The 25,901-nt window shown below is 46.8% G+C and carries 23 protein-coding genes; 1 reads left to right on the top strand and 22 read right to left on the bottom strand.

The genetic code is table 11. From position 1 onward, the window contains the following. Positions 1–170 precede the first annotated feature (170 nt). The 15 genes from rpsO to gpr form a co-directional block, all read right to left on the bottom strand. Positions 171–437 (bottom strand): 30S ribosomal protein S15, encoded by a 267-nt coding sequence (gene rpsO / locus HGO97_RS07945; protein WP_216240772.1) that lies wholly within the window; start codon positions 435–437, stop codon positions 171–173. 201 nt (positions 438–638) lie between these two features. Continuing rightward, positions 639–2,291: a Na/Pi cotransporter family protein gene (locus HGO97_RS07940; protein WP_216240771.1), complete on the bottom strand. Its 1,653-nt coding sequence runs from the start codon at positions 2,289–2,291 to the stop codon at positions 639–641. A 23-nt stretch (positions 2,292–2,314) separates the two neighbouring features. Beyond that, complete coding sequence (locus HGO97_RS07935) at positions 2,315–3,223, bottom strand: bifunctional riboflavin kinase/FAD synthetase (protein WP_216240770.1); 909 nt, start codon at positions 3,221–3,223, stop codon at positions 2,315–2,317. Positions 3,224–3,225: 2 nt separating this feature from the next. Continuing rightward, a complete protein-coding gene (gene truB / locus HGO97_RS07930) occupies positions 3,226–4,191 on the bottom strand; it encodes a tRNA pseudouridine(55) synthase TruB (RefSeq protein WP_216240769.1) in 966 nt (321 codons plus the stop codon). Positions 4,192–4,213: 22 nt separating this feature from the next. After that, a complete protein-coding gene (locus HGO97_RS07925) occupies positions 4,214–5,170 on the bottom strand; it encodes a DHH family phosphoesterase (protein WP_216240768.1) in 957 nt (318 codons plus the stop codon). Position 5,171: 1 nt separating this feature from the next. Further along, complete coding sequence (rbfA, locus tag HGO97_RS07920) at positions 5,172–5,543, bottom strand: 30S ribosome-binding factor RbfA (RefSeq protein WP_109729244.1); 372 nt, start codon at positions 5,541–5,543, stop codon at positions 5,172–5,174. Between the two features lie 38 nt (positions 5,544–5,581). Then, positions 5,582–8,542: a translation initiation factor IF-2 gene (gene infB / locus HGO97_RS07915; RefSeq protein WP_216240767.1), complete on the bottom strand. Its 2,961-nt coding sequence runs from the start codon at positions 8,540–8,542 to the stop codon at positions 5,582–5,584. Between the two features lie 14 nt (positions 8,543–8,556). After that, positions 8,557–8,880: a L7Ae/L30e/S12e/Gadd45 family ribosomal protein gene (locus HGO97_RS07910; RefSeq protein WP_216240766.1), complete on the bottom strand. Its 324-nt coding sequence runs from the start codon at positions 8,878–8,880 to the stop codon at positions 8,557–8,559. Beyond that, positions 8,867–9,121 carry an RNase P modulator RnpM gene (gene rnpM / locus HGO97_RS07905; protein WP_216240811.1) on the bottom strand — a complete coding sequence of 85 codons (255 nt, stop codon included), beginning with the start codon at positions 9,119–9,121 and terminating at the stop codon, positions 8,867–8,869. The genes HGO97_RS07910 and rnpM overlap by 14 nt, the downstream gene beginning before the upstream one ends. 44 nt (positions 9,122–9,165) lie before the next feature. Beyond that, a complete protein-coding gene (gene nusA, locus HGO97_RS07900) occupies positions 9,166–10,380 on the bottom strand; it encodes a transcription termination factor NusA (RefSeq protein WP_216240765.1) in 1,215 nt (404 codons plus the stop codon). A 17-nt stretch (positions 10,381–10,397) separates the two neighbouring features. Next, positions 10,398–10,865: a ribosome maturation factor RimP gene (gene rimP, locus HGO97_RS07895; protein WP_216240764.1), complete on the bottom strand. Its 468-nt coding sequence runs from the start codon at positions 10,863–10,865 to the stop codon at positions 10,398–10,400. 272 nt (positions 10,866–11,137) lie between these two features. After that, a complete protein-coding gene (locus tag HGO97_RS07890) occupies positions 11,138–13,384 on the bottom strand; it encodes a DNA gyrase/topoisomerase IV subunit A (protein ID WP_216240763.1) in 2,247 nt (748 codons plus the stop codon). A 19-nt stretch (positions 13,385–13,403) separates the two neighbouring features. Next, positions 13,404–15,326 carry a DNA gyrase/topoisomerase IV subunit B gene (locus tag HGO97_RS07885; RefSeq protein ID WP_216240762.1) on the bottom strand — a complete coding sequence of 641 codons (1,923 nt, stop codon included), beginning with the start codon at positions 15,324–15,326 and terminating at the stop codon, positions 13,404–13,406. Positions 15,327–15,428: 102 nt separating this feature from the next. Continuing rightward, positions 15,429–16,610, bottom strand: a complete 1,182-nt coding sequence (spoIIP, locus tag HGO97_RS07880; protein WP_216240761.1) for a stage II sporulation protein P — start codon at positions 16,608–16,610, stop codon at positions 15,429–15,431. Positions 16,611–16,726: 116 nt separating this feature from the next. Continuing rightward, positions 16,727–17,716 (bottom strand): GPR endopeptidase, encoded by a 990-nt coding sequence (gene gpr / locus HGO97_RS07875; protein ID WP_216240810.1) that lies wholly within the window; start codon positions 17,714–17,716, stop codon positions 16,727–16,729. 331 nt (positions 17,717–18,047) lie between these two features. On the opposite strand from gpr, the gene rpsT reads away from it, so the two are divergent. After that, positions 18,048–18,311, top strand: a complete 264-nt coding sequence (gene rpsT, locus HGO97_RS07870; protein ID WP_216240760.1) for a 30S ribosomal protein S20 — start codon at positions 18,048–18,050, stop codon at positions 18,309–18,311. Between the two features lie 90 nt (positions 18,312–18,401). Here rpsT and HGO97_RS07865 read toward each other — a convergent pair whose 3' ends face one another. From HGO97_RS07865 to HGO97_RS07835, 7 genes are all read right to left on the bottom strand, one after another. Then, positions 18,402–19,043, bottom strand: coding sequence for a type I phosphoribosyltransferase (locus HGO97_RS07865; protein WP_216240759.1), 642 nt, complete (start codon positions 19,041–19,043; stop codon positions 18,402–18,404). Between the two features lie 82 nt (positions 19,044–19,125). Then, positions 19,126–20,481 (bottom strand): MATE family efflux transporter, encoded by a 1,356-nt coding sequence (locus HGO97_RS07860; RefSeq protein ID WP_216240809.1) that lies wholly within the window; start codon positions 20,479–20,481, stop codon positions 19,126–19,128. Positions 20,482–20,661: 180 nt separating this feature from the next. Then, positions 20,662–21,681 (bottom strand): ketol-acid reductoisomerase, encoded by a 1,020-nt coding sequence (ilvC, locus tag HGO97_RS07855; RefSeq protein WP_216240758.1) that lies wholly within the window; start codon positions 21,679–21,681, stop codon positions 20,662–20,664. Between the two features lie 179 nt (positions 21,682–21,860). Further along, complete coding sequence (gene ilvN, locus HGO97_RS07850) at positions 21,861–22,361, bottom strand: acetolactate synthase small subunit (RefSeq protein ID WP_216240757.1); 501 nt, start codon at positions 22,359–22,361, stop codon at positions 21,861–21,863. Positions 22,362–22,470: 109 nt separating this feature from the next. Beyond that, positions 22,471–22,713 (bottom strand): acyl carrier protein, encoded by a 243-nt coding sequence (locus tag HGO97_RS07845; protein ID WP_216240756.1) that lies wholly within the window; start codon positions 22,711–22,713, stop codon positions 22,471–22,473. Continuing rightward, complete coding sequence (locus tag HGO97_RS07840) at positions 22,710–24,374, bottom strand: AMP-binding protein (protein ID WP_246597349.1); 1,665 nt, start codon at positions 24,372–24,374, stop codon at positions 22,710–22,712. Before HGO97_RS07840 ends, HGO97_RS07845 begins: the two co-directional genes overlap by 4 nt. Continuing rightward, a complete protein-coding gene (locus tag HGO97_RS07835) occupies positions 24,319–25,899 on the bottom strand; it encodes an HD domain-containing phosphohydrolase (protein ID WP_216240754.1) in 1,581 nt (526 codons plus the stop codon). The genes HGO97_RS07840 and HGO97_RS07835 overlap by 56 nt, the downstream gene beginning before the upstream one ends. Positions 25,900–25,901: the final 2 nt, after the last annotated feature.

Below are 25,901 nucleotides of genomic sequence, written 5' to 3'. Positions count from 1 at the left end.
GCAATCTTAAATATTATAGCATAGGCATTCACTTTAATCAAGGGATTTTCAAAGGGGTCAGGCCCCTTTGCAGCCTATTTTCAGAATATTATCATTATACGAATCTAAAAAGAGTTCCAAGGCTGTTTTTCCCGCCTTGGAACTCTTTTGCTGTCTGACTATTGTCTGGATTATTTTCTTAATCCAAGTCTTTCGATCAATGTACGATATCTCTCGATATCTGTCTTCTTCAGGTATGCAAGCAGACCACGTCTCTGTCCTACCATCTTAAGAAGTCCTCTTCTTGAGTGGTGATCCTTCGGGTTTGCTTTGAAGTGATCTGTCAGTTCGTTGATTCTAGCTGTCAGAATTGCGATCTGTACCTCTGGAGATCCTGTATCTCCCTCACTTCTTCCATACTCTGCGATGATTGCCTGTTTCTTTTCTTTTGCGATCATGTTTTGTTTCCTCCTTTTATTTTCTTTGTTAGACCGCCTGGCATTAAGCAACGGTCGGAGTGATCCGATTACCGAACACCGGCTGAATTCATACTTGCTAAGTATAGCATAAGACTTTCGGTATGTAAAGCAGTATTTTTTTACTGATTTATTTTCTGACTCATACTTTGATACATTCCTGAACCTTCTTGCCGCCGCATCCTACTCTTCATCTTCTTCCAATTCATCCACATCCTGCGGCTCTAATATCGCGAATGCAATATTCGTAGCATGGTCGGCCACACGTTCCAGGCCTGAAATCGTATCAGAAAAGATCATCCCAGCCTCCGGGCTGCACTTGCCTTTTGTGAGACGCTTTACATGTGCTTTTTGAAGCTTTTTCTCGCGCTCATCGACCTCATCCTCCAGCGCGATCACCTCGGCCATATGGGCCTGACTGCGGTTCGCGAACATGTCGAAGGAATATTCCAGTGTTTTCTCAACCAGATCCATCATCTCCTGCAACTGCTTAACGCCCTTTTCACTAAAGGAAATGTGCCGCTCGATCCGCATTTTTGCGGAGTCCGCAAAGTTTTCTGCATGGTCTCCGATTCGTTCAATATCATTCGCCACATGGAACAGGCCGCCTACCATCTTTGCATCTGCGATCGGAATATCCATCTCATTGATGCGCACAAGATAATTGGTAATCGCTTTATTCAGGTAATCGATGTAGCCCTCCTGTTTATAGACCTCAGCGATCTTCTCCTCATCCAGTGTACATAAGGCATCCATCCCGCGCTTCAGATTTTCGATTGCCAGCTCTCCCATATGCTCCAGCTCGTGAATGACTGCGATCACAGCCGTCGTCGGCGTGATCATTGTACTCTTCCCGATATATTTCAGTTCATAAGCATCTTCCGGTGATGCATCCTCTCCCGGAATAATCACATAGGTCGCTTTTACCACCCAGTTCATGAACGGGAACAGGAAAATCACCTCGCAGATTTTAATCAATGTATGTGCATTGGCTACTGCCCTGCCCGGATTGCCGCCAGATACCCGCATGATAGCATCAGCAATTGGGTTCAATGCGAACATCAAAATTACAAAAATAATCAAAGAGCCCACAATATTGAATAAAAAATGAATCCATGCCGCTCTCTTCGCATCCTTTTTTCCTCCGAGACTGGCTATCAGAGCAGACACGCATGACCCCATGTTACATCCCAAAATCAAGAAGAAGCAGATTGGGAAATTCAAGAGTCCCTGTGAAGCCATCAGAATCACGATACCTACCGTCGCAGAGGAACTCTGCAGCACTGCCGTTATCCCGAATCCGACCAGAATCGCCGCCAAAGGATTCGTCAGTGATTTCAGCAGACTCACCATGTGTGGAGATTCCCTCAATGAGGACATTGCATCACTCATCGTACTCAATCCCATAAAAAGGATACCAAATCCCAGGATCACTCCGCCTATTTTCTTTACGTTCTGCTTTTTACTGAACATGAACATCACAACACCGATGATGACGAATAACGGGGCAATGTCTGAAAGATTAAACGCAATCAACTGACCGGTGACCGTTGTACCGATATTGGCCCCCAGGATGACTCCGGCAGCCTGATACAGATTCATAAGCCCTGAGTTGACAAAACTTACGACCATCACTGTAGTTGCACTCGATGACTGGACCACGGCCGTGAACAAAATTCCGACCAGCATTCCGACAAATCTGTTCTTTGTAAAAAATTCCAGGATAGAACGCATACGTGCGCCGGCAACTCTTTCCAGCCCGTCGCTCATCATCGTCATCCCAAATAAGAATAATCCGAGTCCCCCTAACAGTAGAAAAATAGTTGTTATACTCATTTGTACCTACCTAATCTCTTTCTCTATACATCCATCTTAAGCATTTGGAAATATTGTCTGCCAAATGCAATATCTCTATCTACCTGTGCCTTGAGCTCCTCCACAGATTTAAATCTCGTCTCTGGGCGTTCAAACGCACAAAATTCTACGGTAATCTCTTTATCGTAGGCATTTCCTTCATAATCAAACACAAAGACCTCCACTAAAAGCCGAGGCTCTTCGGCAACCGTCGGCTTAATCCCAACATTGCCGATTCCGCAGTACCACTGTCCGTCAATCTGAACTCTGCAGGCGTATACTCCAAATTTCGGCATAATCTTACGCTCTGCCGGAGCCACATTCATAGTTGGAAATCCCAGTGTACGTCCCAGACGTCTGCCATGTTCTACGATTCCGGTCATATGGTAGGGATATCCTAAAAGCTCTCCTGCCAGGCTGACATCACCAGATGCAAGTGCCTCCCTGACATAAGTGCTGCTGATTTCCCGGTCGGCATATTGTTCCTTGTCCAGAATTTCCAGATGGTAATGATATACCTCTGCATATTCTGCCAGCATATGCACGTCACCGCGCTTGCCGTGTCCAAAGTGGAAATCCCTTCCTACAACGATGTAGGAAGCGTGAAGCTGCTCTGACAGCACCTCTTTTATAAATGTTTCCGCTTCCATCTCCCGGATTTCCCGGGTAAAAGGACACTGTATCATGCAGTCCACCTGGTCTGTAAGATGGGCCCTGCGCTCTTCATTCGTAAGCAGTGATTCCCGCTTCATGTCGAAGGAAAACACGACACTTTCCAAGTGCTCTGCCGCAGCCGCCTCTTTCACTGTGCTAATCAGCTTCTGATGTCCTCTGTGAAGGCTGTCGAACTTTCCCAGCGTTACAGCCGTTCTTTTGTTTCCCTGATAAGAATGAATATCTGTATAATACCGCATGTCTATCCCCGCAACTCTTCCTGGTCCAAAAACATTTTTTCCAGCTTGTATTCTTTTCTTTTTTCATGATAGCAGTAAATCCCTATGAATCTGCCATCTTCATCATAAATTCTGACCCTTATACCATCTTTTGGAACATCCTGATGGTCACTTTCTTGTGCTTCCATATTTGGCAGCGTTTCTGTCTTTTCATGTAGAAAACGTGCCTTTAAAGGATTTCCATTATATGCCAGCGGCGCATGTGCGCTGTCTACAGACAATGCCCTCAGATCAGAAAACATCTGATCCACAGGCATAACGATCTCCATAAGCTTTCCTGCTTTTTTCAAAGCTTCAATCTCACTGAGCCGCAGACTGTCCTTGAAATCAAACCGGCTCACTCTTGTACGGAGCAGCTCCTCCATACAGGCACCTGTTCCTAAATCACGGCCTATATCATGACATAAGGTCCTGATATAGGTTCCTTTGGAGCAAGTGACCTCCATGGTCACCCGGGGAATCTCAATCTTCTTGATCTGGATATCATAGATTTGCACCTTTCTGGCCTTGCGCTCTACTTCCTTCCCTTCCCGGGCAAGCTCATAGAGTTTTTTTCCATTCACTTTCAGCGCAGAATACATCGGCGGAACCTGTTCGTACTCGCCGATGTATGCTCGTATACATTCTTCTATTTTTTCCACAGTCAGAAGACTGGTGTCCTTCTCTTCCAGGACCGTGCCCGAAATGTCCTGTGTGTCTGTCGTCTTTCCAAACAACAGAACTGCCTCATAGGTCTTATCTTTATCTGTCAGCATATCACATAACTTCGTCGCTCTTCCGAGGCAGACAGGCAGCACGCCCTCGGCATCCGGGTCCAGTGTCCCGGTATGGCCGATTTTCTTCTGCCCCACGATTCCCCGAAGCTTTGCAACTACATCATGTGAAGTAAAACCCTTTTCTTTATATATATTGATCACACCATTTATCATATCTGTCTTCCCGTCAATTTCCTTATGCCTCCAACTGCAACGCGATCTGTTCGGTCACATTATTGATCACATCGTGACTGGAACCTGTCATACTGAAACCGGCTGCCCGCACGTGCCCGCCTCCTCCAAAATACTTGGCAATGGCGCTGACATCGACTTTCCCCTTGGAACGCAGGCTTACCTTGAACTGCCTGGTCTCTGTCTCATACAGGAACATCGCTACTTCCACGCCTTTTGTCTGACGCAGCTGGCTTACGATTCCCTCCAGATCGCTGGGACCTGCACCATAAAATTCCATTTCCTTTTGGTCCACGACTGAAACAATACATTTCTTGTCCAAAACAAGAATACTTTCCAGCAGCGCCCGTCCCAGAATCTGATTCTGTACATAAGTCTTCTCATAGTAGGTCCGGTCAATGATGTCATTGCCGTCAATCCCTTTTCTCATCAGCTCCGCAGCAGCTTCCATCGTCTCCGGTGAGGTGCAGGAGTATTGGAATACCCCTGTATCATGGGCAATACCCATATACAGTGCCTCTGCAATTGGACGGCTTATCTTTTCTTTATCCAGCAGTAAAAAGACCAGCTCTGACGTAGAGCTCGCATCTGGAACGATGTTATTGATGCCTGCAAATGCCTCATTACTTACATGATGATCGATACAGAATGTCTGTTTTGCCCCGCGAAACAGAGGCGCTGAAAAACCAAGACGCCTCTCGTCTCCGCAGTCCAGGCAGATAAACAGATCATACTGCTTATCCGCCGGAATCTGGCTTTTTACTTCTTCTGTCCTTTCAATCATCTGGTAAGCCTTTGGTATCTCTTCCAGATATACATCTGTCTCAAGGTGAGGGTACTGCTCCTTTAAATACATATACAGCCCCATACAGGAACCGACGCAGTCCCCGTCCGGGCGGATATGCCCGCCCAGGGCTACGGTCTGTTTCCCTTCCAGAATCTCAGATAACTGCAAATTCATTTTACTCATCCCCGTCTTTCAAATCTCTTGTCAGCTCATCAATCTTCTTACTCATATTGACTCCATATTCAATGGACTGGTCCATGATGAACTTAATTTCCGGAGTGTTCCTCATATTAATTGTTCTTGCCAGCTCGCGTCTGATAAATCCCTCCGCGCTCTGAAGACCTTTGATCGTATCCTCCTGTGCCTTCTTATCTCCAAGCACACTGATATATGCCTTACAGGTTTTCAGGTCAGGAGCCACCTCTACAGCTACGACGGAAGTCATAGGCGCCACTCGCGGGTCCTTGATCCCTCCGCGCAGGATGTTGCTTAATTCACGCTGCACTTCTGTATTGATCCTTGTATTCTTGATACTATTTTTTCTCATAAATGCTCCTTCACATAACCGCTGTAAAATCTACGGTCTTATTTTCTTTCTACTTCGACCATCTTGTAGGCTTCCACGAGGTCGCCTTCCTTGATGTCGTTATAATTCTCGAATACGAAACCACATTCGTATCCTGCCCTGACTTCCTTCACATCATCCTTGAAACGCTTCAAAGATGCAAGAGGTCCGTCAAACATTACAATGCCGTCGCGTGTGAGTCGGACAGAGCAGTGTCTCTCGAAAATACCATCCAGTACATAAGAACCAGCAATCGTTCCCACACCAGATGCCTTGAATGTCTGGCGTACTTCTGCGTGTCCGAGTACTTTTTCTTCGAAAATCGGATCGAGCATGCCCTTCATGGCTGCTTCCACATCCTCGATTGCATTGTAAATGACTCTGTAAAGTCTTAAGTCTACGCCTTCACGGTCTGCGATTTCTTTGGCTGTCGCATCCGGGCGCACATTGAATCCAATGATGATTGCATTGGATGCAGATGCCAGAATAACGTCAGATTCATTGATCGCACCTACGCCGCCATGGATGATCTTAATAACGACCTCATCGTTGGACAGCTTGAGAAGACTCTGCTTCAATGCCTCTACAGAACCCTGTACATCCGCCTTTACAACGATGTTGAGCTCTTTCAAGTTTCCTTCCTTGATCTGTGTGAACAGATCATCCAGAGACATCTTAGACTTCGTATCATCCAGCAGTTTGACCTTGTTCTGTGAAATAAAGGTCTCTGCAAAGCTTCTTGCTTCTTTTTCTGTATCACAGCCTACGAAGACTTCACCTGCATTCGGTACATCATTCAATCCTAAAATCTCTACCGGCTGTGAAGGGCCTGCTTCTTTGACTCTGCGTCCCTTGTCATCCATCATGGCTCTTACCTTACCATGTGCGGAACCAGCCGCAATGGCATCCCCAACATGAAGGGTACCCTTCTGTACCAGAACAGTCGCAACAGATCCTTTTCCTTTATCCAGCTCAGCCTCGATCACCAGACCTCTTGCTGCACGGTCCGGATTTGCCTTCAATTCCATTACTTCTGCAGTCAGAAGGATCATCTCTAACAGGTCTTTGATTCCTTCCTTTGTGTGTGCAGATACCGGTACAAAGATGGTGCTTCCGCCCCAATCTTCTGGAATCAGTTCATATTCTGCAAGTTCCTGTTTTACTCTGTCAATATTTGCACTCGGCTTATCAATCTTATTGATTGCTACGATAATCTCAATGCCAGCGGCTTTCGCATGGTTGATTGCCTCAACTGTCTGCGGCATCACACCATCGTCTGCTGCAACGACCAGAATCGCGATGTCTGTTGCATTTGCACCACGCATACGCATAGCGGTAAATGCCTCATGTCCCGGTGTATCCAGGAAGGTGATCTTTTCGCCGTTTGCCTCGACCACATAGGCACCGATGTGCTGTGTGATACCGCCGGCCTCACGTCCAATGACATTGGTATGGCGAATGGCATCCAAAAGGGAAGTCTTACCGTGGTCAACATGACCCATGACACAGACTACAGGCGGACGTTTCACCATGGTGTTTTCGTCCTCCTCTTCCTCTTTCAGGAGCTCTTCGATTACGTCAACGACAGGCTCTCTCTCACAGAGGATTTCAAATTCCATTGCGATTTCTTCTGCTGTCTCATAATCGATCTCCTGGTTTACAGTCACGATCTTGCCCTGCAGGAATAATTTCTTCACGATTGCAGAAGGAACCATCTTCATCTTGTCAGCAAGCTCTTTGATCGTCAGAACCTCTGGAAGGATGATCTGTTTGATCTCTTCGACTTTCTTCTCCTGCTTCGGCTGCGGCTTCTGAACCTCAACGATAGGTTTCTGCTTTTTGCCCTTCTTGCCAAAATCATTCTCTTTATATTCTTTTTTCTTGTAATCTTTTTCTTTGTCTTTTGCTTTATTCCTGGATGCTTTCTGCTGTTCTACTAATGGTGTTGGGATTGCATCTCTGTCATCTCTTCTGTTATCACGGCGTTCACCCGGACGGGAAGACTGATTTCCTCCACGCTGATTATTGCCTGCATAACCGCCGCCTTGACGCTGTCCATTACCCTGGTAACCGCCCTGACGCTGCCCATTTCCCTGATAGTTTCCGCCACCCTGGCGCTGTCCATTTCCCTGGTAGCTTCCGCCGCCCTGACGCTGTCCATTTCCCTGGTAGCCGCCCTGGCGCTGTCCATTTCCCTGATAGCTTCCGCCGCCCTGGCGCTGATTATTGCCCTGGTAGCTTCCACCGCCCTGGCGCTGTCCATTACCCTGATAGTTTCCACCCTGGCGCTGGTTATTTCCCTGGTAGCCGCCCTGACGCTGACCGTTGTTATTTCTGTTATTCTGGCCGTCGTAGCTTCTCTCCTGGCCGCCGCGGTTATTGTTGTATCTCTGACCACCATCAGCATTTCTCTGGTTATTAGAATTGTATGGTCTCTGTCCTAAAGACTGGTTTTGTCTTGACTCCTGTGTGGATGCGGACGGTCTTGGTGTTCCCTGTCCCTGCGCGTTCTGTGCTGGTGTGCTGGAAGGACGCTGTGCCTGTGTATTCTCAGATGCCGGCTGGCTGGCTGCACTCTGCGTTCTTGCTCCCTGTGCTGCTCCTGCCGGACGGCTTCCCTGTGGACGCTGTCCCTGCGTGTTCCCCTGTGGACGGCTTCCTTGCGGGCGCTGTCCCTGATGTCCGCTGCTCATGCGTCCACCACTCTTGGAATTCTGCGGACGGAATACCTGCACGATATTTTTCTTCTTCGGTGCTGCGTCCTCTGCCGCCTTCTCATCTGCTGCAGGTTTCGCCTCTGCCGGCTTTGCTACCGGGGCAGCACTTCCCTTATGTCCTTTGCGGATATTATCCACCACCTCATCGGCCAAAGAACTCATATGGCTTTTCACCTCAACGTTCTTCTTTACTAAAATATCCATCAGTTCTTTATTTTCCATCCCCAGCTCTTTAGCCAGTTCATGTACTCTCATTTTTGTCATATTAACTACCTCCTTTATGCAATTGTATTGTCTTTCGTTTCTAAATGTTTTCGAATTCCCTTTGCAAATCCTTCGTCCAATATCGCCAGAGATGCACGGAATTCTTTTCCCATTGCATGCCCTAAGGTATCTTTATCTCCGTAAAAATAAATTGGAACCTTATAAAATTCACACATATCGCGAAACTTCTTTTTTGTATTGTCTGATGCATCGTCCGCAACGATCACCAGTGCGGCCCTTCCTGACTTCACTTCTTTCTCCGTCATGAACTCACCGCTCACCGTCTTCCCCGCCTTCGTAGCAAGCCCGACCAGAGATAACGCTTTACTTGGTATCAATCTCGTTCATCTCCTTTTCCAAACGCTCATATACTTCGGCAGGAATCGCCTGCTTAAAAGAACGCTCCAGTCCTTTACTTTTCACTGCTTTTTGGAAACATTCCTTTGAGCAGCACAGATAGGCTCCGCGCCCGTTCTTTTTCCCAGTCGCATCCAATACAAATTCTTCATCTGCTGTGCGTAAGACGCGTATCAGTTCCTTCTTCGGCTTCATCTCACCGCAGCCAACGCATTTACGCATCGGTATCTTTCTATTGTTCAATCATTCCACCTCTTATACGGTTATTATTCACCATCTGTCTCAATGAATTCAATCTCTTCGTAATCCTGGTCTTTTGAAGTCTCTGCCGGCTCCTCATAATCCTGCGGATACTCTTCTTCATATCCACTCTCATACTCGTCATCAGCATATCCCTCTTCCATCATTCCCATCTGTTCCATGTAGTCTTCTGGAAGCTCCCCTGACTCAATGGCCTGTGTCTCGCTCTTGATATCGATCTTGTATCCTGTCAGACGTGCTGCAAGTCTTGCATTCTGACCTTCCTTACCAATCGCCAATGACAACTGATAGTCCGGTACAATGACGCTTGCTGCCTTCTCATCCGGGTCAGCCATAACGGAAATCACCTTAGCCGGGCTGAGCGCATTCTCAATCAGAAGTGCCGGATTCTCATCCCAGTTGATGATATCGATCTTCTCGCCCCGCAGCTCATTGACAACCGCGTTGACTCTGGCACCATTCATTCCGACACATGCGCCGACCGGATCTACATTCTCATCGTTGGACCAAACGGCCATCTTTGTACGAGAGCCTGCTTCACGTGCAATGCTCTTGATCTCAACAGTTCCATCCTTTACCTCTGCGACCTCTGCCTCGAACAGACGCTTCACCAGCTCAGGATGAGTACGGGAAACAAGGATCTTCGGTCCCTTTGGTGTATTCTTGACCTCTACAACGTATAATTTGATACGCTCTGTCGGTTTGAACACCTCACCTTTTACCTGCTCGTTCTCTGTCAGCATTGCATCTGCTCTTCCCAGGTTGATACTAATATTTCTTCCCACATAACGCTGAACAATACCTGTTACGATATCTTTCTCTTTTTCGAAATACTGATCGTATACGACTTTACGCTCTTCTTCTCTGATTTTCTGTAAGATCAGGTTCTTGGCATTCTGTGTCGCAATACGTCCAAAAGATTTGGACTCGATCGGTATCTGAGCTACATCCCCGATCTGCAGTGCAGAATCTAACTTCTCCGCATCTTCTAAGCTGATTTCAATCGCAGGATCAAATACCTCCTCTACGACCTCTTTCTCCGCATACACTGCATAATCACATGTCTCGCGGTCCATAATGACCTTGATGTTATCTGAAGTTCCAAAATGGTTCTTGCATGCGCTGATAAGAGAATTCTCGATGGCATCCATCATGGTATCTTTACTGATGTTCTTTTCCTGTTCAAGAATAGTCAATGCTTCCAATAATTCTGTATTCATTATTATTTCCTCCTAAATTAAAAATCCAAAGCTAAGCGGATAAGCGCAATCTCACTTTTGTCGAAGGTCTGAGTCGACTCATCTTCGTATTCTATCGTTACAGTATTCTTATCATAATCCTTTAAGATCCCGACAAACTCCTTCTGGCGGTCGATCGCCCGGTATGTCCGAATCTCTACTTCCTCACCCAGGCTACGCTTGAAATCCTTCTCCTTTTTCAGCGGTCTGCCCAGTCCCGGGGAACTCACCTCGAAGATATACGTATCTTCTATATAATCCTTTTCATCCAGAATATCTGAAAACTTCCTGCTGACCACTTCGCAGTCATCCACGGTAATCCCGCCCGGCTTGTCGATATAAGCCCGCAGATACCATGTACCGGCCTCCTTCACATATTCCACATCCACCAGTTCAAAGCCGAACCCTGTTACGATCGGTTCCAAAAGCTCCTCTGTCTTAAGTTCATACTGTTCTTTTCTTGACACGCTAAACTCCCTTTCTCTGCATTTGCTTTTTCTATACATGATCGTTAGAATAAGTCACCCGGATGCCATCTATACGGATTGTAAATCCCATCAAACTGCGATGAGACCCTTAGCAACAAAGAAGAGTGAACTTTCGTTCACTCTTCTGCCGGGTTCCTATGTAACTGTGGTTAGTATAGCACCTTTTTCCAGTAAATGCAAGGGGCAAAGTTTATACTTTTTTAATTTGACTGCCTGATAAGTACTGTGCACAGTCGTTCCTAAACGGCCGCTTAATTCCGGTTCTTCGTCCCCAGTGTATCCCGGTGTGCCTGTCTTAATCGGTTCAGAGTCACTTCCTTTTCCCCAAAAGCAACCTTCGTCTCCGCGCCTTCTTCAAACAAGTACACATTCTCCAGTTCATCCTTCTTCTGCAGCTTGATTCCCCTGACACCGACAGCGCCCTTTTTCTTCTCCGGGACTTCCTCTGCCGGGAATCTCAAGAAATATCCGCCCTTGGTCTGGAGTACTACATTCTGGTTCTCTGTCACCACACTGACACTAATCAGCGCATCTTCCTCCTGCAGCTTAGTCGCCGCAATCGTCCGTTTTGCCACCTGGAACTCGGTTCCTTCCACCTTCTTGACCATGCCCTGCTTTGTGGCAAATAAAAGCTTCGCAAACCGCATCTGCTCGGCATCACAGACCATAACGATCTGCTCCTCACTGCTGGAATAATTGCTGACATTATCGATCGGCGTTCCTTTATCCCGGAACTTTCCGTATGGCAGATCCAGCATCTTCACCTGGTGCATCTTCCCGGTATCGGTAAAGATACAGATTTTCCCGGTGTTCATACAGTGCACGACATATTTATTCTCACTGTCAGCCGCTTCTTTATTCCTCTCATAGGCCGCCACATCGATTGTCTTCGCATATCCGAAACGGTCCATCAAAAATACGACTTCCTGCTCTTCGATCTTCTTTTCCTCGAATACTGCTTCCTCTGCATTCTCAATTGCGGTACGGCGCTTCCTTCCATATTCCTTTTTATAAGATTCCAGTTCAGAGATAATGAGGTCTGCCATGGAATCGTAATTGTTCAAAACATCCTCATAGCGTGCAATATTCTTCAAGGTCTCCTCATGCTCTTTCTGGAGTGCTTCGATCTCCAGTCCGATCAGCTTGTACAGACGCATCTCCAGAATCGCAGTTGCCTGGCGCTCTGTAAATCTTAAAAGAGAGGCCATTTTCTTGGAGATCTTGGACTTGAATGTAATATTGTCTGTCACACCATTGACCAGACACGCACGGGCATCCTTTACAGACTTACTTCCGCGCAGGATCTCGATGATCAGATCAATGACATCACACGCCTTGATCAATCCTTCCTGTACTTCCCGCTTCTCCTGTTCTTTCGCGAGAAGCGTGTTGTACTTTCTGGTCATCAATTCAAACTGGAAGTCTACGTGATGTTCAATGATCGACTTAAGCCCCAGCGTCTCCGGCCTGCCGTCAGCGACTGCCAGCATATTGACGCCAAAGGTATCCTCCAGCCGGGTCTTTTTGTAGAGCATATTTTTCAGGTTCTCTACATCAGCACCCTTTTTCAATTCAATGACGATACGGATTCCCTCTTTTGAGGACTGATTGGAAATGTCCACGATATCATTGGTCTTCTTGGTCTCCACCAGATTGCAGACATCATTCAGAAACTTTCCGATCCCGCTTCCGATCATAGTATAAGGAATCTCCGTTACAACAAGCTGCTTCTTGCCGCCCTTTAACTCCTCCACTTCTACTTTCCCGCGCAGCTTGATCTTCCCCTGCCCGGTCTCGTAGATATTCAGAAGGTCGTCTTTGTTGACCACGATGCCCCCTGTCGGGAAATCCGGTCCTTTGATATACTTCATCAGCTGCTTTGTGCTGATCTGATCATTCTTCATGTAGGCCTTGACCGCATCAATGACCTCACACAGGTTGTGTGTCGGGATGCTGGTCGCCATTCCGACTGCGATTCCCTCTGCCCCGTTGATCAGCAGGTTCGGCACACGTACCGGCAGAACAAGCGGTTCCTTTTCCGTCTCATCGAAGTTCGGTCCGAAGTCGATGACATTCTTGTCCAGATCTGCCAGATAGGCCTCCTGCGTAAACTTGGTAAGCCTGGCTTCGGTGTAACGCATAGCCGCTGCGCCGTCCCCCTCGATGGAGCCGAAGTTGCCGTGGCCGTCCACCAGGATCATTCCCTTCTTGAAATCCTGTGCCATCACGACAAGGGATTCATAGATAGAACTGTCGCCGTGGGGATGGTACTTACCCATCGTATCCCCTACAATACGCGCACACTTTCTATAAGGCTTGTCATAGCGGATTCCAAGCTCATACATGTCATACAGAGTCCTGCGCTGCACCGGCTTTAATCCATCCCGCACATCCGGCAGTGCCCTGGCAATAATGACACTCATGGCATAATCAATATATGATTTCTTCATAACCTCAGAATATTCGGTTCTGATAATCTGTGATTCACTACTACTCATTCTTTATCTCCTGCTTCTTTTAAATATCCAGCTCTGCATCCGTTGCATTCTCGTAAATAAAGGAGCGCCTTGGCGGTACCTCCGTCCCCATCAGCATCTCGGTCACGCTGGAAGCCATCAGGGCATCCTCGATCTCTACCAGCTTAAGAAGCCTCGTCTCCGGATTCAGAGTTGTCTCCCATAGCTGATCCGCGTCCATCTCTCCAAGACCTTTATATCTCTGGAGGGTAAATGGTCCGTCATGTGTCTTCCTGTATTTTTCAAGTGCTTTATCGTCATAGAGGTACTCTTCCTCTCCTTTTTTCGGCATTACTTTATATAACGGCGGCATCGCAATATACACATGTCCTTCATAAATAAGCTCCGGCATAAAGCGGTAGAACAAGGTCAGCAGCAACGTGGAAATATGCGCACCATCCACATCGGCATCGGCCATGATAATGATCTTATCATAGCGCAGCTTACTGATGTCAAAGTCGTTGCCGTACCCCTCTGAAAAACCGCATCCGAATGCATTGATCATAGTCTTGATCTCCGCATTTGCCAGCACTTTATCAATACTTGCCTTCTCCACGTTCAAAATCTTGCCCCGGATCGGCAGGATTGCCTGGAACATCCTGTTTCTCGCTGTCTTCGCAGAGCCTCCGGCAGAATCTCCCTCGACGATAAAAATCTCACATTTCTTTGCATCCCTGCTCTCACAGTTCGCCAGCTTTCCATTGCTGTCAAAGGAATACTTCTGCTTGGACAGAAGATTCGTCTTTGCCTTCTCCTCTGTCTTACGGATCTTGGCAGCCTTTTCCGCACAGGACAGCACCTTCTTTAAGACCTCCACATTACGGTCAAAATACAGAACCATCTCATCCCCTGTTACTTTTCCGGTCGCTTTCGCTGCATCAGGGTTGTCCAGCTTGGTCTTAGTCTGTCCTTCAAAACGCGGGTCCGGGTGCTTGATCGATACGATGGCAGTCATTCCATTTCGGATATCCGCGCCAGTAAAGTTGGCATCCTTCTCCTTTAAGATTCCCAGCTCTCTTGCATACTGGTTCATCACCGTAGTGAAGGTGGTCTTGAATCCTGTCAGATGGGTTCCTCCCTCTGCATTGTAAATATTGTTGCAGAATCCCAGAACATTCTCATGGAATTCATTGACATACTGCAGCGCCACCTCCACTTCAACTCCTTCAGATGTCCCCTTAAAATAAATCGGATCATGGAGGACCTCCTTTTTCTGGTTCAGGTCCTTGATAAATCCAATGATACCATCCGGCTCGTGATACACAATATGTTCCGGTGACTCCATCCGTTTGTCATCGAAAATAATCATCAGTTCCGGATTCAGATATGCGGTCTCGTGAAGACGGCTCTTGATTTCCTCTGAACGGAATCTTGTCTTCTCAAAAATTGTATCATCCGGCATGAAGTTGACCTTCGTCCCGGTTTTCCTGGTCTTTCCAATAATAGGAAGCAGACCCTCCTCCAGCTCGATCACCGGTACACCGCGCTCGAACCTGTCATGATGAATCGCGCCCTCTCTAAAGACCTGTACATCCATATAAGTAGAAAGTGCATTGACAACGGATGAACCGACACCATGAAGACCACCGCTTGTCTTATAAGCGGTATCATCAAACTTACCACCTGCATGAAGGGTCGTATAAACAATACGCTCCGCAGATACTCCCTTTTTGTGCATACCAACAGGGACGCCTCGTCCATTGTCCTCAATGGTGGCCGAGCCGTCCTTTTCCAATGTTACATGAATCTGTGTACAATATCCGGCCAGATGCTCATCCACGGAATTGTCCACGATCTCATAGATCAAATGGTTCAGACCTTTTGTCGAAACACTTCCTATATACATACCAGGCCGTTTTCTGACTGCTTCAAGTCCCTCCAATACAGAAATACTGTCTGCATCATATGTATTCTTATTTCCCATAGTCCCTCTCCTTTTTACATTCATCTCATCTTAGCACAAAACCCCAAACCGTTCAAGAAGCTTCTTTTGCGCAGTTTCCGGCTTTGCTGCAGAAAGTAGATTCTAATCACTGATTACATGGCACAGGGTATCTGCCAGGACTTCCATCGCATTTTTCATCTCTTCCACGGTGTTTGTCTGAGCCCCAGCCTCGATCAGCAGTGATTTGGGCAGGAGATGCAGATTGTATCTGTAGCCCCTAAGATAAATATGCCTGGCAAATCCGGGATATCTGCTCTCGGAGGCCAGCTCCATCTGCAGAGAAAATGCCAGGTTATCCTGGATATAAGGGTTATAGAGGTAGGCGATGTCGCCGTTCGTCCTCGTGCGGCTCAATCCGTTGAAATACATAATCTTAGCCGTCGGCTTTCCATTGACCTCTGTGACGAGGTGGGTCCCCTCCGCCACACCATCCCTGTGCAGATCGATTGCCACTTCCAGTGTAGGATTCGCTTCGATGATAGGACGTATGGAAGCCTCCGCATTTTCATAGGCATTGCTCCGGTCCAACTGACCATTGATGATATCGTAGACCCCGGTATCATGAATCGTCTCTATCCCCTTCTCATTCAAAAGCTGACAGAGGTATTCCCCAACGCCCACAATACTTGTATTGGGGTCGCCTGGCGTAGAATCTGCGAATTCCTCCTGGGAATGAGTATGGAAGATCAAAATCTTGGGACCGCCCGTGCTCTTGTCGATCTTCATGCTGCGTCCCAGCAGGTCATCGACATTGAGCTGCTCCGGTCCGATCATCGTCGAGCTGTCCACGGTATAAAAATTGCTCAGCAGATAGTCAAAATCCCTCAGCTTTTCAATCGACATATCGATAGGCGACTGCCCCTGCTCCACGGCAGGCTCCTGTTTTGCCAATGTATCCTCTCCCACCAGTTTTCCGTTCTCATCCACCGCATTCTCATCATTTGCCTGACTCTCCAAAATCTTTGCAATCGTCTCCTCGTCCTCCATCGCTGACTCATAAGGTTTCTTCTGTTCCACATAATGAACCAGCGGCATCCAGGACAACGCCTTTTCCTTCATCCATTCTGCTGCTGATGGCTCAGGTCCCCTTTTCACATAAGCCAGGCCCGGCATGTACATCTCTTCCGTATATTTTAGGATTGTTTTCTGGCTCTCATATCGAAATTCATTTATAGCATTATTACCGCTTATGTAAAAAATACCCAAACATATCAATACTCCGAAAGCAGCCAGAACCATGCGGATTACTGCTGTTTGCCTCATATACCGCCTTCTTTCCACCGAAATCCGGGCCAAAGCCATCTTATGGAGAAGAGGATTTTACCCTTCTCCATATATATGACCATGGGAAGCATAATATGATTTTTTCTTTGCCTGCCTTACGCCTCTGCCGTCTCCTTTGCATTGGTAAAAAGGAGGTTCAGGCTCTCGGAAATCGTATAGCTGATCTGTTTGACCATCTCATCTATATCCTTCGGCGTCACGAACATCCCATTTAAATGAGGGGAGATCAATTCCTTGACCAGTTCATATTTTTCTGCCGCATTATATGTCCGCAAGACATCTCCTACCCCCTTTAGCATCTCTGATGTCTCCAGTGCATAAATCAGATTCTCCATCGTGTCATTCACAATCGTAGCGGCGTCCACCACCGTCGGCACACCGATTCCAATGACCGGAACCCCAAGGGATTCCTTTGTCAGGCCATTCCTATGATTGCCCACGCCTGAGCCTGGATGGATGCCTGTGTCCGCGATCTGTACGGTTCGGTTTAGTCTTCTGCTGTTTCTGGCAGCCAGGGCATCGATTGCGATCACCAAGTCGGGTCGGGTCTCCTCCACGACTCCTTTGACAATCTCCACCGTCTCCATTCCTGTCTGTCCCATGACTCCGGGGACAATCGCACTGACCAGGTTCGCATGTTCCATCCCCATCGCATACTTCCCGTATTCCTTTACGATATGTCTGGTCACACAGAGATTATCCACCACGTACGGTCCTAATGCATCCGGTGTCACCTGCCGGTTTCCCAGTCCCACGATGAGTACGGACAAATCTTCCTTTCCGAGAAGTCCAAGCCGGTCGATCAGCTCTTTGATGTAACCAGAAAGCTCCTCTGAAATTTCCCTGTGATATCCTTCATCCGGGACAGCCATATTGGGTGCCTCCACTGTCAGGTACGTTCCTACCGGTTTCCCCATCACCTTGGCGCCCTTTTCGGTCTCGATGCGAACCCTGGAAACACGAATTTCCCGTTCCTCGTCATACTCCTCTTCCAGGACGACCCCCTGCACCTCTACATTGTCGGATTCAAACCGTTCCTTCTCCTCCAGGGCAAGGTCCGTCCTCACACTATACTTTTCCAACATCTTAAAGCCCTCACTTTTCCTTGACATCATTTGAATATCATGCTAATTTTTAGTAACGATTTCAGCCCATTTTAAATGCATCTTCGATGCATGGGGCTGAAATCCATCCTACTGTCAACTCTGGCGCATAGCTTGACAACAAATGTCAAGCTTGTGAGTGAGCAGTAACGAATAGTTACAGTTTTTACATTTTTTTGGAAAATATGTATTGACAACTATTGTTCCTTATCTTAAAATGAATGAGTATGTTCCGTTGAAACGTCCGTGTCCGATTTTGATGGAATCATGAAAATCACTATTTGAAAATTTCACATATTTGGAGGTGTACAGATTGGCTAACATTAAATCTGCTAAGAAGAGAATTTTAGTTAACGAAACAAAGGCTGCAAGAAACAAAGCAATCAAGTCTAAAGTTAAGACTGCTGTAAAGAAGGTTGAGACTGCTGTAGCTCACAAGGATGCAGAGGCTGCTAAGACAGCATTACACGCTGCTATCGTTGAGATCACAAAAGCTGGCAGCAAAGGTGTTTATCACAAAAACACTGTTTCAAGAAAAATCTCCCGCTTATCTAAAGCTGTTAACGAGATTGCTTAATTTTCTGAAATATAGACTCAAAAGCACCCACTCCCGTCAGGTGGGTGCTTTTTTCGTATATGTTTCTTTATATATGTTTATCGTATGTATTTATAATTTTGCATATCCAAAGCTGTTGATCAATCCCTCGATTCTCTGCCCTGCCTTGCACATCGGGCATTCATTCGGAGCATATACATGGTAGTCCGGCAGATCAGAGCTGGCAAAAATGGTCTTGACCTCCATCCCCGCGACCTTCGAGATTGCACTAAATACCGCACAGATTCCACATACTGTACCGCCATAATAAAGAACGGATTCAATCGCCTGGTAAGCAAGTGCCCCCGTCGCCATGGAATCTATCAGTATCAATACCTGTTTGCCCTCGATCATCCTCTGATTGTTATCACGGAACAATATCTGTCCCGAGGAATCAAACTCCGGCGTCACAACTGAAATGTTATTGCCTCCGCTCATGGATGCATTTGTGCTGTCCGCAAGTTCCTCCGCCATGAACGTTCCAATGACCTCTGTGTTCTTAAGACATACAATGGTATCTACCATGGTATTCATCAGATATTCTGCGGCCAGTGTCTTTGCCGTCTCGCGTGCGTTATTATGTCTGGTCTTAACCGTTGACATATCAATGTAGGTATTCACATGAGAATGACGCGTCGCAAAATGACCGCTCATAATCTTGATACGGGCTTTCGGGTTCTTCGTCGATCGTAAATTCACTAATCTTTCATCCATGCTGCTGGCTCCTTTCTGGAAATGGGCAAAATCACGTCCTGTTAACTGTTAATTACATTTTACCACAGTCATGCATCTTCGGCTAGTTTTTTTCTTGAAGCGTGGGCCAGACGGTGATCAGCATTGTTACGAAGCTTGCTGTTCCTCCGATGGCATTTGAAACTGGCTCTGCCCAGAAGACGCCGGATGTTCCAAGACCTCCGATCAGGGGGAATATAAGGGTCAGAGGGATAACAATGATTACTTTTCTGAAAAGTGAAAAGAACACTGCCTGTTTTGCTCTGTTCAATGCCACGTATGTAGACTGCCCGGAGAACTGGAGGGCCATCAGGAAAATGCCGCAGAAGTAAATCCTCATGGCGGGAACACCGGCCTCGATCAATTTAGGCTCGCTGGTGAACAGGCCCAGGAAGAAGGCAGGCTCAAAGAATAATACAGCCCACATCAGGAAGGTGAATATGATACAGCTTGCTGACATGAACTTGATTGCTTTTTTTACACGATCATAGCAGCCAGCGCCATAGTTATAACCGATTACAGGCTGAGCGCCGGAAGTCAGTCCTGTTACGGGCATCGTGATGATCTCGCGCACGGAATTGATTACGGTCATGATTCCTACATACAAATCGCCGCCATAACGAAACAGGGTCGCATTACATACGATCTGAACTGCTCCATTTGTCACGGACATCACAAAACCAGAGGTTCCAAGGGCTGTGATTTCCTTGACCAGCTTTTTATCCAGCTTCATAGAGCCGCGGTCCAAAGTCAGGATTGCTTTTTTCCCGGTCAGAAATTTTAAGACCCAGAAAGCGGAAAGTCCCTGGGATATGACAGTCGCGATTGCCGCTCCCTGGACTCCCATATGGAACACGAAAATGAGGACCGGGTCCAGCACAATGTTTGTGACCGCACCTAAGATTACAGTCAGCATCCCCATCTTCCCGAACCCCTGGGCATTGATAAAATTGTTCATCCCCAGACTGATCATGACAAAAAGAGTACCGCACAGATAAATGGTGATGTAAGCATCTGCATAAGGAAATGTAACATCACTCGCTCCGAACAAATACAGCAGCGGCTTTTTAAACGCAAGGCACAAAACTATCAGGACCGCTCCCGATAAGAGCAGCATGGAAAAGGAATTCCCCATGACCTTTTTTGCCTTCTCCTCCTCATGTCCTCCCCTGGCTATAGAACACAGCGGTGCTCCTCCCATGCCGAACAGATTTGCAAATGCCATGATGACCGTGATGATCGGCAGGGTCAGTCCAATTCCGGTCAATGCCTGGGCAGATGTATGGGGGATATGTCCAATATAAATTCTGTCTACGATGCTGTACAATACATTGATCAACTGTGCCAGTGTCATCGGAAGTGCCAGCCCTATGATATTCCTGGAAATGCTTCCCTGGCTGAAATCATTCTTTTCTGCCACCTTCACCCTCTCCTTTCTACCACCTACATCCCCGCTGTCTCTGAGATGGTCACGTACTATGCTCTGCAATGATGCTTCGCTCAACATTAAAATCTGACATACAGACAAGTAATTAAAACCCCAACATCTGCTCATCTGCAGACGCCGGGGTCCTAATAATCAATTTATGGTAGTCTTGCTTTAGTTGTTGATCAGTTTGTCTTCGTCACTCCAGCTGTAGAGCTTTCTTACTTCTTCACCGATCTTCTCTGCCGGATGCTCTGCTGCAAGCTTTCTCATTGCTCTAAAGTGAGCCTGGCCGCCAGCCTCTGACATATCAAGCAGGAATTCTTTTGCGAAAGATCCATCCTGGATATCGCTTAAAATCTTCTTCATTGTCTTCTTTGTCTCTTCTGTGATGATCTTCGGTCCTGTAATGTAATCACCGAATTCTGCTGTATTGGAGATAGAGTATCTCATTCCAGAGAATCCTGACTGATAGATCAAATCTACGATCAGTTTCATCTCATGGATACATTCAAAGTATGCATTTCTTGGATCATATCCAGCCTCTACTAATGTCTCGAAGCCCGCCTGCATAAGTGCACATACACCGCCGCAAAGAACTGCCTGCTCACCGAAAAGGTCTGTCTCTGTCTCTGTTCTGAATGTTGTCTCTAAGACACCAGCTCTTGCTCCGCCGATTCCAAGTGCATATGCAAGTGCCATATCAAGCGCTTTTCCTGATGCATCCTGCTGTACAGCTACCAGACAAGGAACACCCTTTCCAACCTGGTATTCGCTTCTTACTGTGTGTCCAGGTCCCTTTGGTGCGATCATAGTAACATCTACATACGGAGGTGGTACGATCTGTCCGAAGTGGATTGCAAAACCATGAGCGAACATCAGCATATTGCCCTCTTCCAGGTTCGGCTCGATGTCTTTTTTGTACATTGCAGCCTGCTTCTCATCATTGATCAGAATCATGATGATATCTGCTTTTTTAGCAGCCTCTGCTGCTGTGAATACTTCAAATCCCTGTGCTTCTGCTTTTGCCCAGGACTTGCTTCCTTCATACAGACCGATGATCACGTTGCATCCTGACTCCTTTAAGTTCAATGCATGTGCATGGCCCTGGCTTCCGTAACCGATAATTGCGATTGTCTTTCCTTCTAACATAGAAAGGTTACAATCTTCCTGATAATAAATTTTTGCTGCCATCTTGACATTCCTCCTAATTCTCTCTCATCTGTTGTCCACACAGATGATACATTGCTTTTTTATTGAACATCTATGTCCAATAGATTTATGAGTTAAAGGCTCTTCGCCTCTAGCTTCTGTATGTAACCTGATACCTTGGCCTTTTCTCTTACGACGGCCTGCATATTCCATACAAGGCCTTAATCAATAAAGGTCACACCCTCAATGCCTCTTGCAAGACCTGTAATTCCGGTCCTTGCCAATTCCAGTATCTCATAACCGTCCAGTAGATTTAAAAATGCTTCCAGCTTGGACTGATTCCCTGTCAGCTCAATGATCATAGACTCTTTCTCAACATCGACGATCTTCGCCCGGAAAATATCTGCTATCGAGATGACCTCTGGGCGCTGAGCCGCATTCGCGCGAATCTTCACCATAATCAGTTCTCTGTAAACGGACTCGCCATCCTTCAATACCTTGATCTCGATCACATCCTCCAGCTTACGGACCTGCTTCTCGATCTGGGATAAAATCAGCTCATCTCCGCTGGCTACAACTGTAATCCTTGTAAATCTTGGATCTGCAGTCATCCCCGCCGTGATACTGTCAATACTGTATCCTCTCCGGCTGAAAAGCCCGGCGATCCGGCTGAGTACACCAGGATTATTGTCGACCAGTAATGAATATACCTGTCTTCTCATATGCTTCCCTACTTTCTTATACAATCAGAATTGTAAAAACAGAGTGCGTTCTGTTTTTTAATCATACCAAGTTCCTATTTCTTTGTCAAGAGCTTTTCAAAAATTATTCCTAATTTAATGTCTCCATTTTTTTCATATATTGAATGACATCTCTGACCTGCATCAGATTACGGACATCCTTCATCGGAATGTCCACATCGAATTTTTCCTCAAAAGCAGAAATCAGATTTGCCACATCCATGGAATTGAAAGCCAGGTCATTTACGAACTCCGTATCCATCGTCAAACATGCTACCCCTGTCACCTCTCTTACGATTTCCTCAACAATGCCAAATAATGCTTCTTCTGTCATACGTTTACCTTCCTTCTCTGTATCTTCTGCATAGATGTCTTTTGAAACTCGGATTCTGACAGCTTTACGGACTGAATTCTCTTATAAATAGGGAGTCTCATGTTCAGCTCTTGGATTTCCTCCTGGATTGTCTCTAATATCTTATAATTATCCGTTTCCTCTGTCTGGTCTGTGTCCACACAGATCAAGGCTGACAACTTCACCTCATCCAACGCATTCCCAGTGCTTGCACCATACACCATGACTTCCTTGACCAGTGGAATCTGATGAATGTATGCCTCTAACTCCTCCGGCACTACCTTCTTCCCATTATTGAATACAATCAGGTTCTTTTTGCGTCCGCAGATATACAAAAATCCCTTTCTGTCCAAATATCCGATATCACCGGTGTGGAACCATCCATCCGTAAAGCTCTCCTCTGTCACGACTGGATTTTTATAGTACTCCTTGAATACATTTGGCCCTTTCACCAGGATTTCACCATCCGCGATCTTCATCTCGATTCCCGGAAGCAATTGGCCTACAGAGTTGATTCTATTTTGTCCCCGTATGCTGTTGCTGATCAGTGGACTGCACTCTGTAATTCCGTAGCCCTGAAGCAGATCAATTCCATAGGCAAAAAATTCTTCAGCTATCTTTTCGTTCAAATGCGCCCCGCCGCAGCAGATCGTCCTCAGATTTTCACCCAGAATCTCACTCATTCCATTCAAAAGAACAGGCTTTTTCATAAACAGGCCTTTTCTATATTTCTCCACGGCCTGCTCGACCTGCCCGCGGATTCCCATTTTCTCCTGTACACGATGAATTTCCTTTAACAGGTTCTCAAGTACAAGTGGGACCGCCATCATAATGCTGGGGCTGTATAATTTAATATCCCGAAACAGCGTCTTTAAATTCCCATTGATACAGATGTTCTGTCCATGAGCCAGGATGTTCAACACTCCGCAGCCCAGGGAATAGGTGTGATACAAAGGAAGCGGGTTGAACATCCGGTCCTCCAGTTTCACGGATGCCTGACAGCAGCACGCATCATACATCAGATTATAATGGCTTAAGACCACCGCCTTGGAAACACTGGTCGTACCTGACGTATAAACGATTGCAAGAGGTGTATCCTGCTCTACCTTCTTACCAAATTCGAACTCTTCTATCCCCTTCGTCTGAATCGCTTCTCGCCCTTTCTGAATCATCTCGGCAAAGGTCGTTTCCATCTGAATGACCATTTCCTTCTGCCATCCTTCAAAGGCCGGCAGAAATTCCTTTTGAACAATCGTGAAAGTGGCATCCGCAAACTCTGCAAGATTGACGATTTCCTCCTCCGGGTGCTCCACGTCGATTGGAACGGACACGGAGCCAATGCATCCGGCCGCACAGAACGCAACGATCCATTCATAAGAGTTTTCTCCCACAAGGGCGATATGCCTGCCGCTCATATTTCTCTGCTCCATCATAAAAGCAGCTCCCTGGACATCCTTCACGAACTCCTTGTAGGTCACACTTTGCTCTTTTCTATCTCTTCCAAACATTGTAATTGCCGGCTTCTCTGCGTACAGATTCCCCACTGCGAGCAGGCATTCCGGCAGAGTGTGATAAATCGTCACATTCCTATATATACTCTTCTGTTCCATAATTTCCATATCTACCTCTTTGATTTTCCTCATAAGTCCACTGTAGTTCCGCAACGATCGCATCATAATTTTCCAGCACTTTCAGGAATTCTTCCACAAGCTGCGCATCGAACTGGCTGCCTTTGCCTTCCTTGAGCTGACTGACTGCTTTCTCAAAAGAAAGCTTTTTCCGGTAATGTCTGTCCGACATCATCGCATCAAAGGAATCCGCAATCGTGATCATTCTCGCTTCCAGAGGAATCTCCTCCCCTTTCAGCCCATTGGGGTATCCCGTCCCGTCATACCGTTCGTGATGTGCACACACGATTCCTCCTACCGCACAGAACATGTCCATACAGGATAAGATTTTCGCACCAATCGCCGGGTGCTTTTTGATGCATGCAAATTCTTCCTCCGTCAGTTTATCCGGCTTGCTTAAGATGGCATCCGAAACCCCGATTTTTCCAATATCATGCAGAAGTCCGGCCGTCCTGACACGGTGGACCACCCTGCGGTCCGCATGAATCGTCTTCGCAAGTGCCACTGCATAGAAGGAAACGCGGTCCGAATGGCCCCTCGTATAAAGATCCTTCGCATCCACAAGCTGCCGCATGGCCTCTACGGTCTGCATATAGCTGTCCCTCAGCCGTTTGTTCATGCGGGTGAGCTGCTTATTGTTGGCATCCAAAAGAATCTTTAGCAGTGTGTTATGAAGCGCCGTGGAAACCTGCTCCGCATAGACCAGAAGAAGGTCCAGAAGCGTATCTTCCGGCGCCTTTTCTAATGTAGCCCCCATAACACCCAGGATTACCTCTTTCTTCCCTAACAGGGGCACCACCAAAAGTCCTTGTGCCTCCTGATATAGGATGCGGTGATCCTGAATGCTGCGGCGTACTGCTTCAATCACATTCACATAATCCTCCTGCTCAAATTTTAAAAAAGACTTCTCGAATCTACCTGCCCCACAATAGATATCCTTAGGCACCTCGGCCTCAGCCAGATCCGTCAGTGTTTCATCTGGTTTTACCCAAACGAAACAATCTGCTGACCTAGTCAGCCTTTTTAACTCTACAAGCACCTGTTGTGTAAGCTCCTCTACCGGCAGCATCTGGTGAAGATGCGGGATGGAGGAAAGGATGCTGGATAACCCATCCTGATACTGGTAGATTGTATTCATATGACGGATACTCTTGACACTGCTCTCCACCAGCAGCTCCAACTGGTCATATCGGCTGCTCTTTTCGCAATATCCCTGAATTTCCAGTTCTCTGACTGTATTCAGGGGCGGCGCCAACTCCTTGTGTCCGGTCAGCATGATCACACAGATCCTCTGATCAAATTTACGGAGCCTTGCGACCACCTCATCCCCGCAGATCGGTGCCATGATAAAGTCCAGGATCAAAATATCATAATGCTTCCTCTCCATTTGCACAAGCGCCTCAAGAGGATTGTCCTGTGTATCCACCTCGTAGCCCTTGGAACGAAAATTGGCACTTAATGCCTCAAGAATATTCCTGTCATCATCCAAGATAAACATCTGAATTCCATTTTTTTCTTTTCCTGCTCTGTTCTTCCGCATAT

The sequence above is a fragment of the Faecalicatena faecalis genome, assembly GCF_012524165.2.
Classification (GTDB): Bacteria; Bacillota; Clostridia; order Lachnospirales; family Lachnospiraceae; genus Faecalicatena_A; species Faecalicatena_A faecalis.
The sequence above is the reverse complement of the archived record's forward strand: the minus strand, read 5'-3'. Positions and strand labels throughout refer to the sequence as shown.

What these genes read in the sequence shown, in the direction of transcription:
- HGO97_RS07925 (WP_216240768.1), bottom strand. Translation starts at nt 5,170, where the DNA reads ATGAATTTGCAGTTATCTGAGATTCTGGAAGGGAAACAGACCGTAGCC.
- HGO97_RS07890 (WP_216240763.1), bottom strand. Translation starts at nt 13,384, where the DNA reads ATGAGTAGTAGTGAATCACAGATTATCAGAACCGAATATTCTGAGGTT.
- HGO97_RS07845 (WP_216240756.1), bottom strand. Translation starts at nt 22,713, where the DNA reads ATGACAGAAGAAGCATTATTTGGCATTGTTGAGGAAATCGTAAGAGAG.
- HGO97_RS07885 (WP_216240762.1), bottom strand. Translation starts at nt 15,326, where the DNA reads ATGGGAAATAAGAATACATATGATGCAGACAGTATTTCTGTATTGGAG.
- truB (WP_216240769.1), bottom strand. Translation starts at nt 4,191, where the DNA reads ATGATAAATGGTGTGATCAATATATATAAAGAAAAGGGTTTTACTTCA.
- rpsO (WP_216240772.1), bottom strand. Translation starts at nt 437, where the DNA reads ATGATCGCAAAAGAAAAGAAACAGGCAATCATCGCAGAGTATGGAAGA.
- rnpM (WP_216240811.1), bottom strand. Translation starts at nt 9,121, where the DNA reads ATGCGTAAATGCGTTGGCTGCGGTGAGATGAAGCCGAAGAAGGAACTG.
- HGO97_RS07935 (WP_216240770.1), bottom strand. Translation starts at nt 3,223, where the DNA reads ATGCGGTATTATACAGATATTCATTCTTATCAGGGAAACAAAAGAACG.
- spoIIP (WP_216240761.1), bottom strand. Translation starts at nt 16,610, where the DNA reads ATGAGGCAAACAGCAGTAATCCGCATGGTTCTGGCTGCTTTCGGAGTA.
- HGO97_RS07835 (WP_216240754.1), bottom strand. Translation starts at nt 25,899, where the DNA reads ATGCGGAAGAACAGAGCAGGAAAAGAAAAAAATGGAATTCAGATGTTT.
- HGO97_RS07940 (WP_216240771.1), bottom strand. Translation starts at nt 2,291, where the DNA reads ATGAGTATAACAACTATTTTTCTACTGTTAGGGGGACTCGGATTATTC.
- ilvN (WP_216240757.1), bottom strand. Translation starts at nt 22,361, where the DNA reads ATGAGAAGACAGGTATATTCATTACTGGTCGACAATAATCCTGGTGTA.
- nusA (WP_216240765.1), bottom strand. Translation starts at nt 10,380, where the DNA reads ATGAATACAGAATTATTGGAAGCATTGACTATTCTTGAACAGGAAAAG.
- rbfA (WP_109729244.1), bottom strand. Translation starts at nt 5,543, where the DNA reads ATGAGAAAAAATAGTATCAAGAATACAAGGATCAATACAGAAGTGCAG.
- HGO97_RS07865 (WP_216240759.1), bottom strand. Translation starts at nt 19,043, where the DNA reads ATGGATGAAAGATTAGTGAATTTACGATCGACGAAGAACCCGAAAGCC.
- gpr (WP_216240810.1), bottom strand. Translation starts at nt 17,716, where the DNA reads ATGTTGGAAAAGTATAGTGTGAGGACGGACCTTGCCCTGGAGGAGAAG.
- HGO97_RS07840 (WP_246597349.1), bottom strand. Translation starts at nt 24,374, where the DNA reads ATGAGGAAAATCAAAGAGGTAGATATGGAAATTATGGAACAGAAGAGT.
- ilvC (WP_216240758.1), bottom strand. Translation starts at nt 21,681, where the DNA reads ATGGCAGCAAAAATTTATTATCAGGAAGATTGTAACCTTTCTATGTTA.
- infB (WP_216240767.1), bottom strand. Translation starts at nt 8,542, where the DNA reads ATGACAAAAATGAGAGTACATGAACTGGCTAAAGAGCTGGGGATGGAA.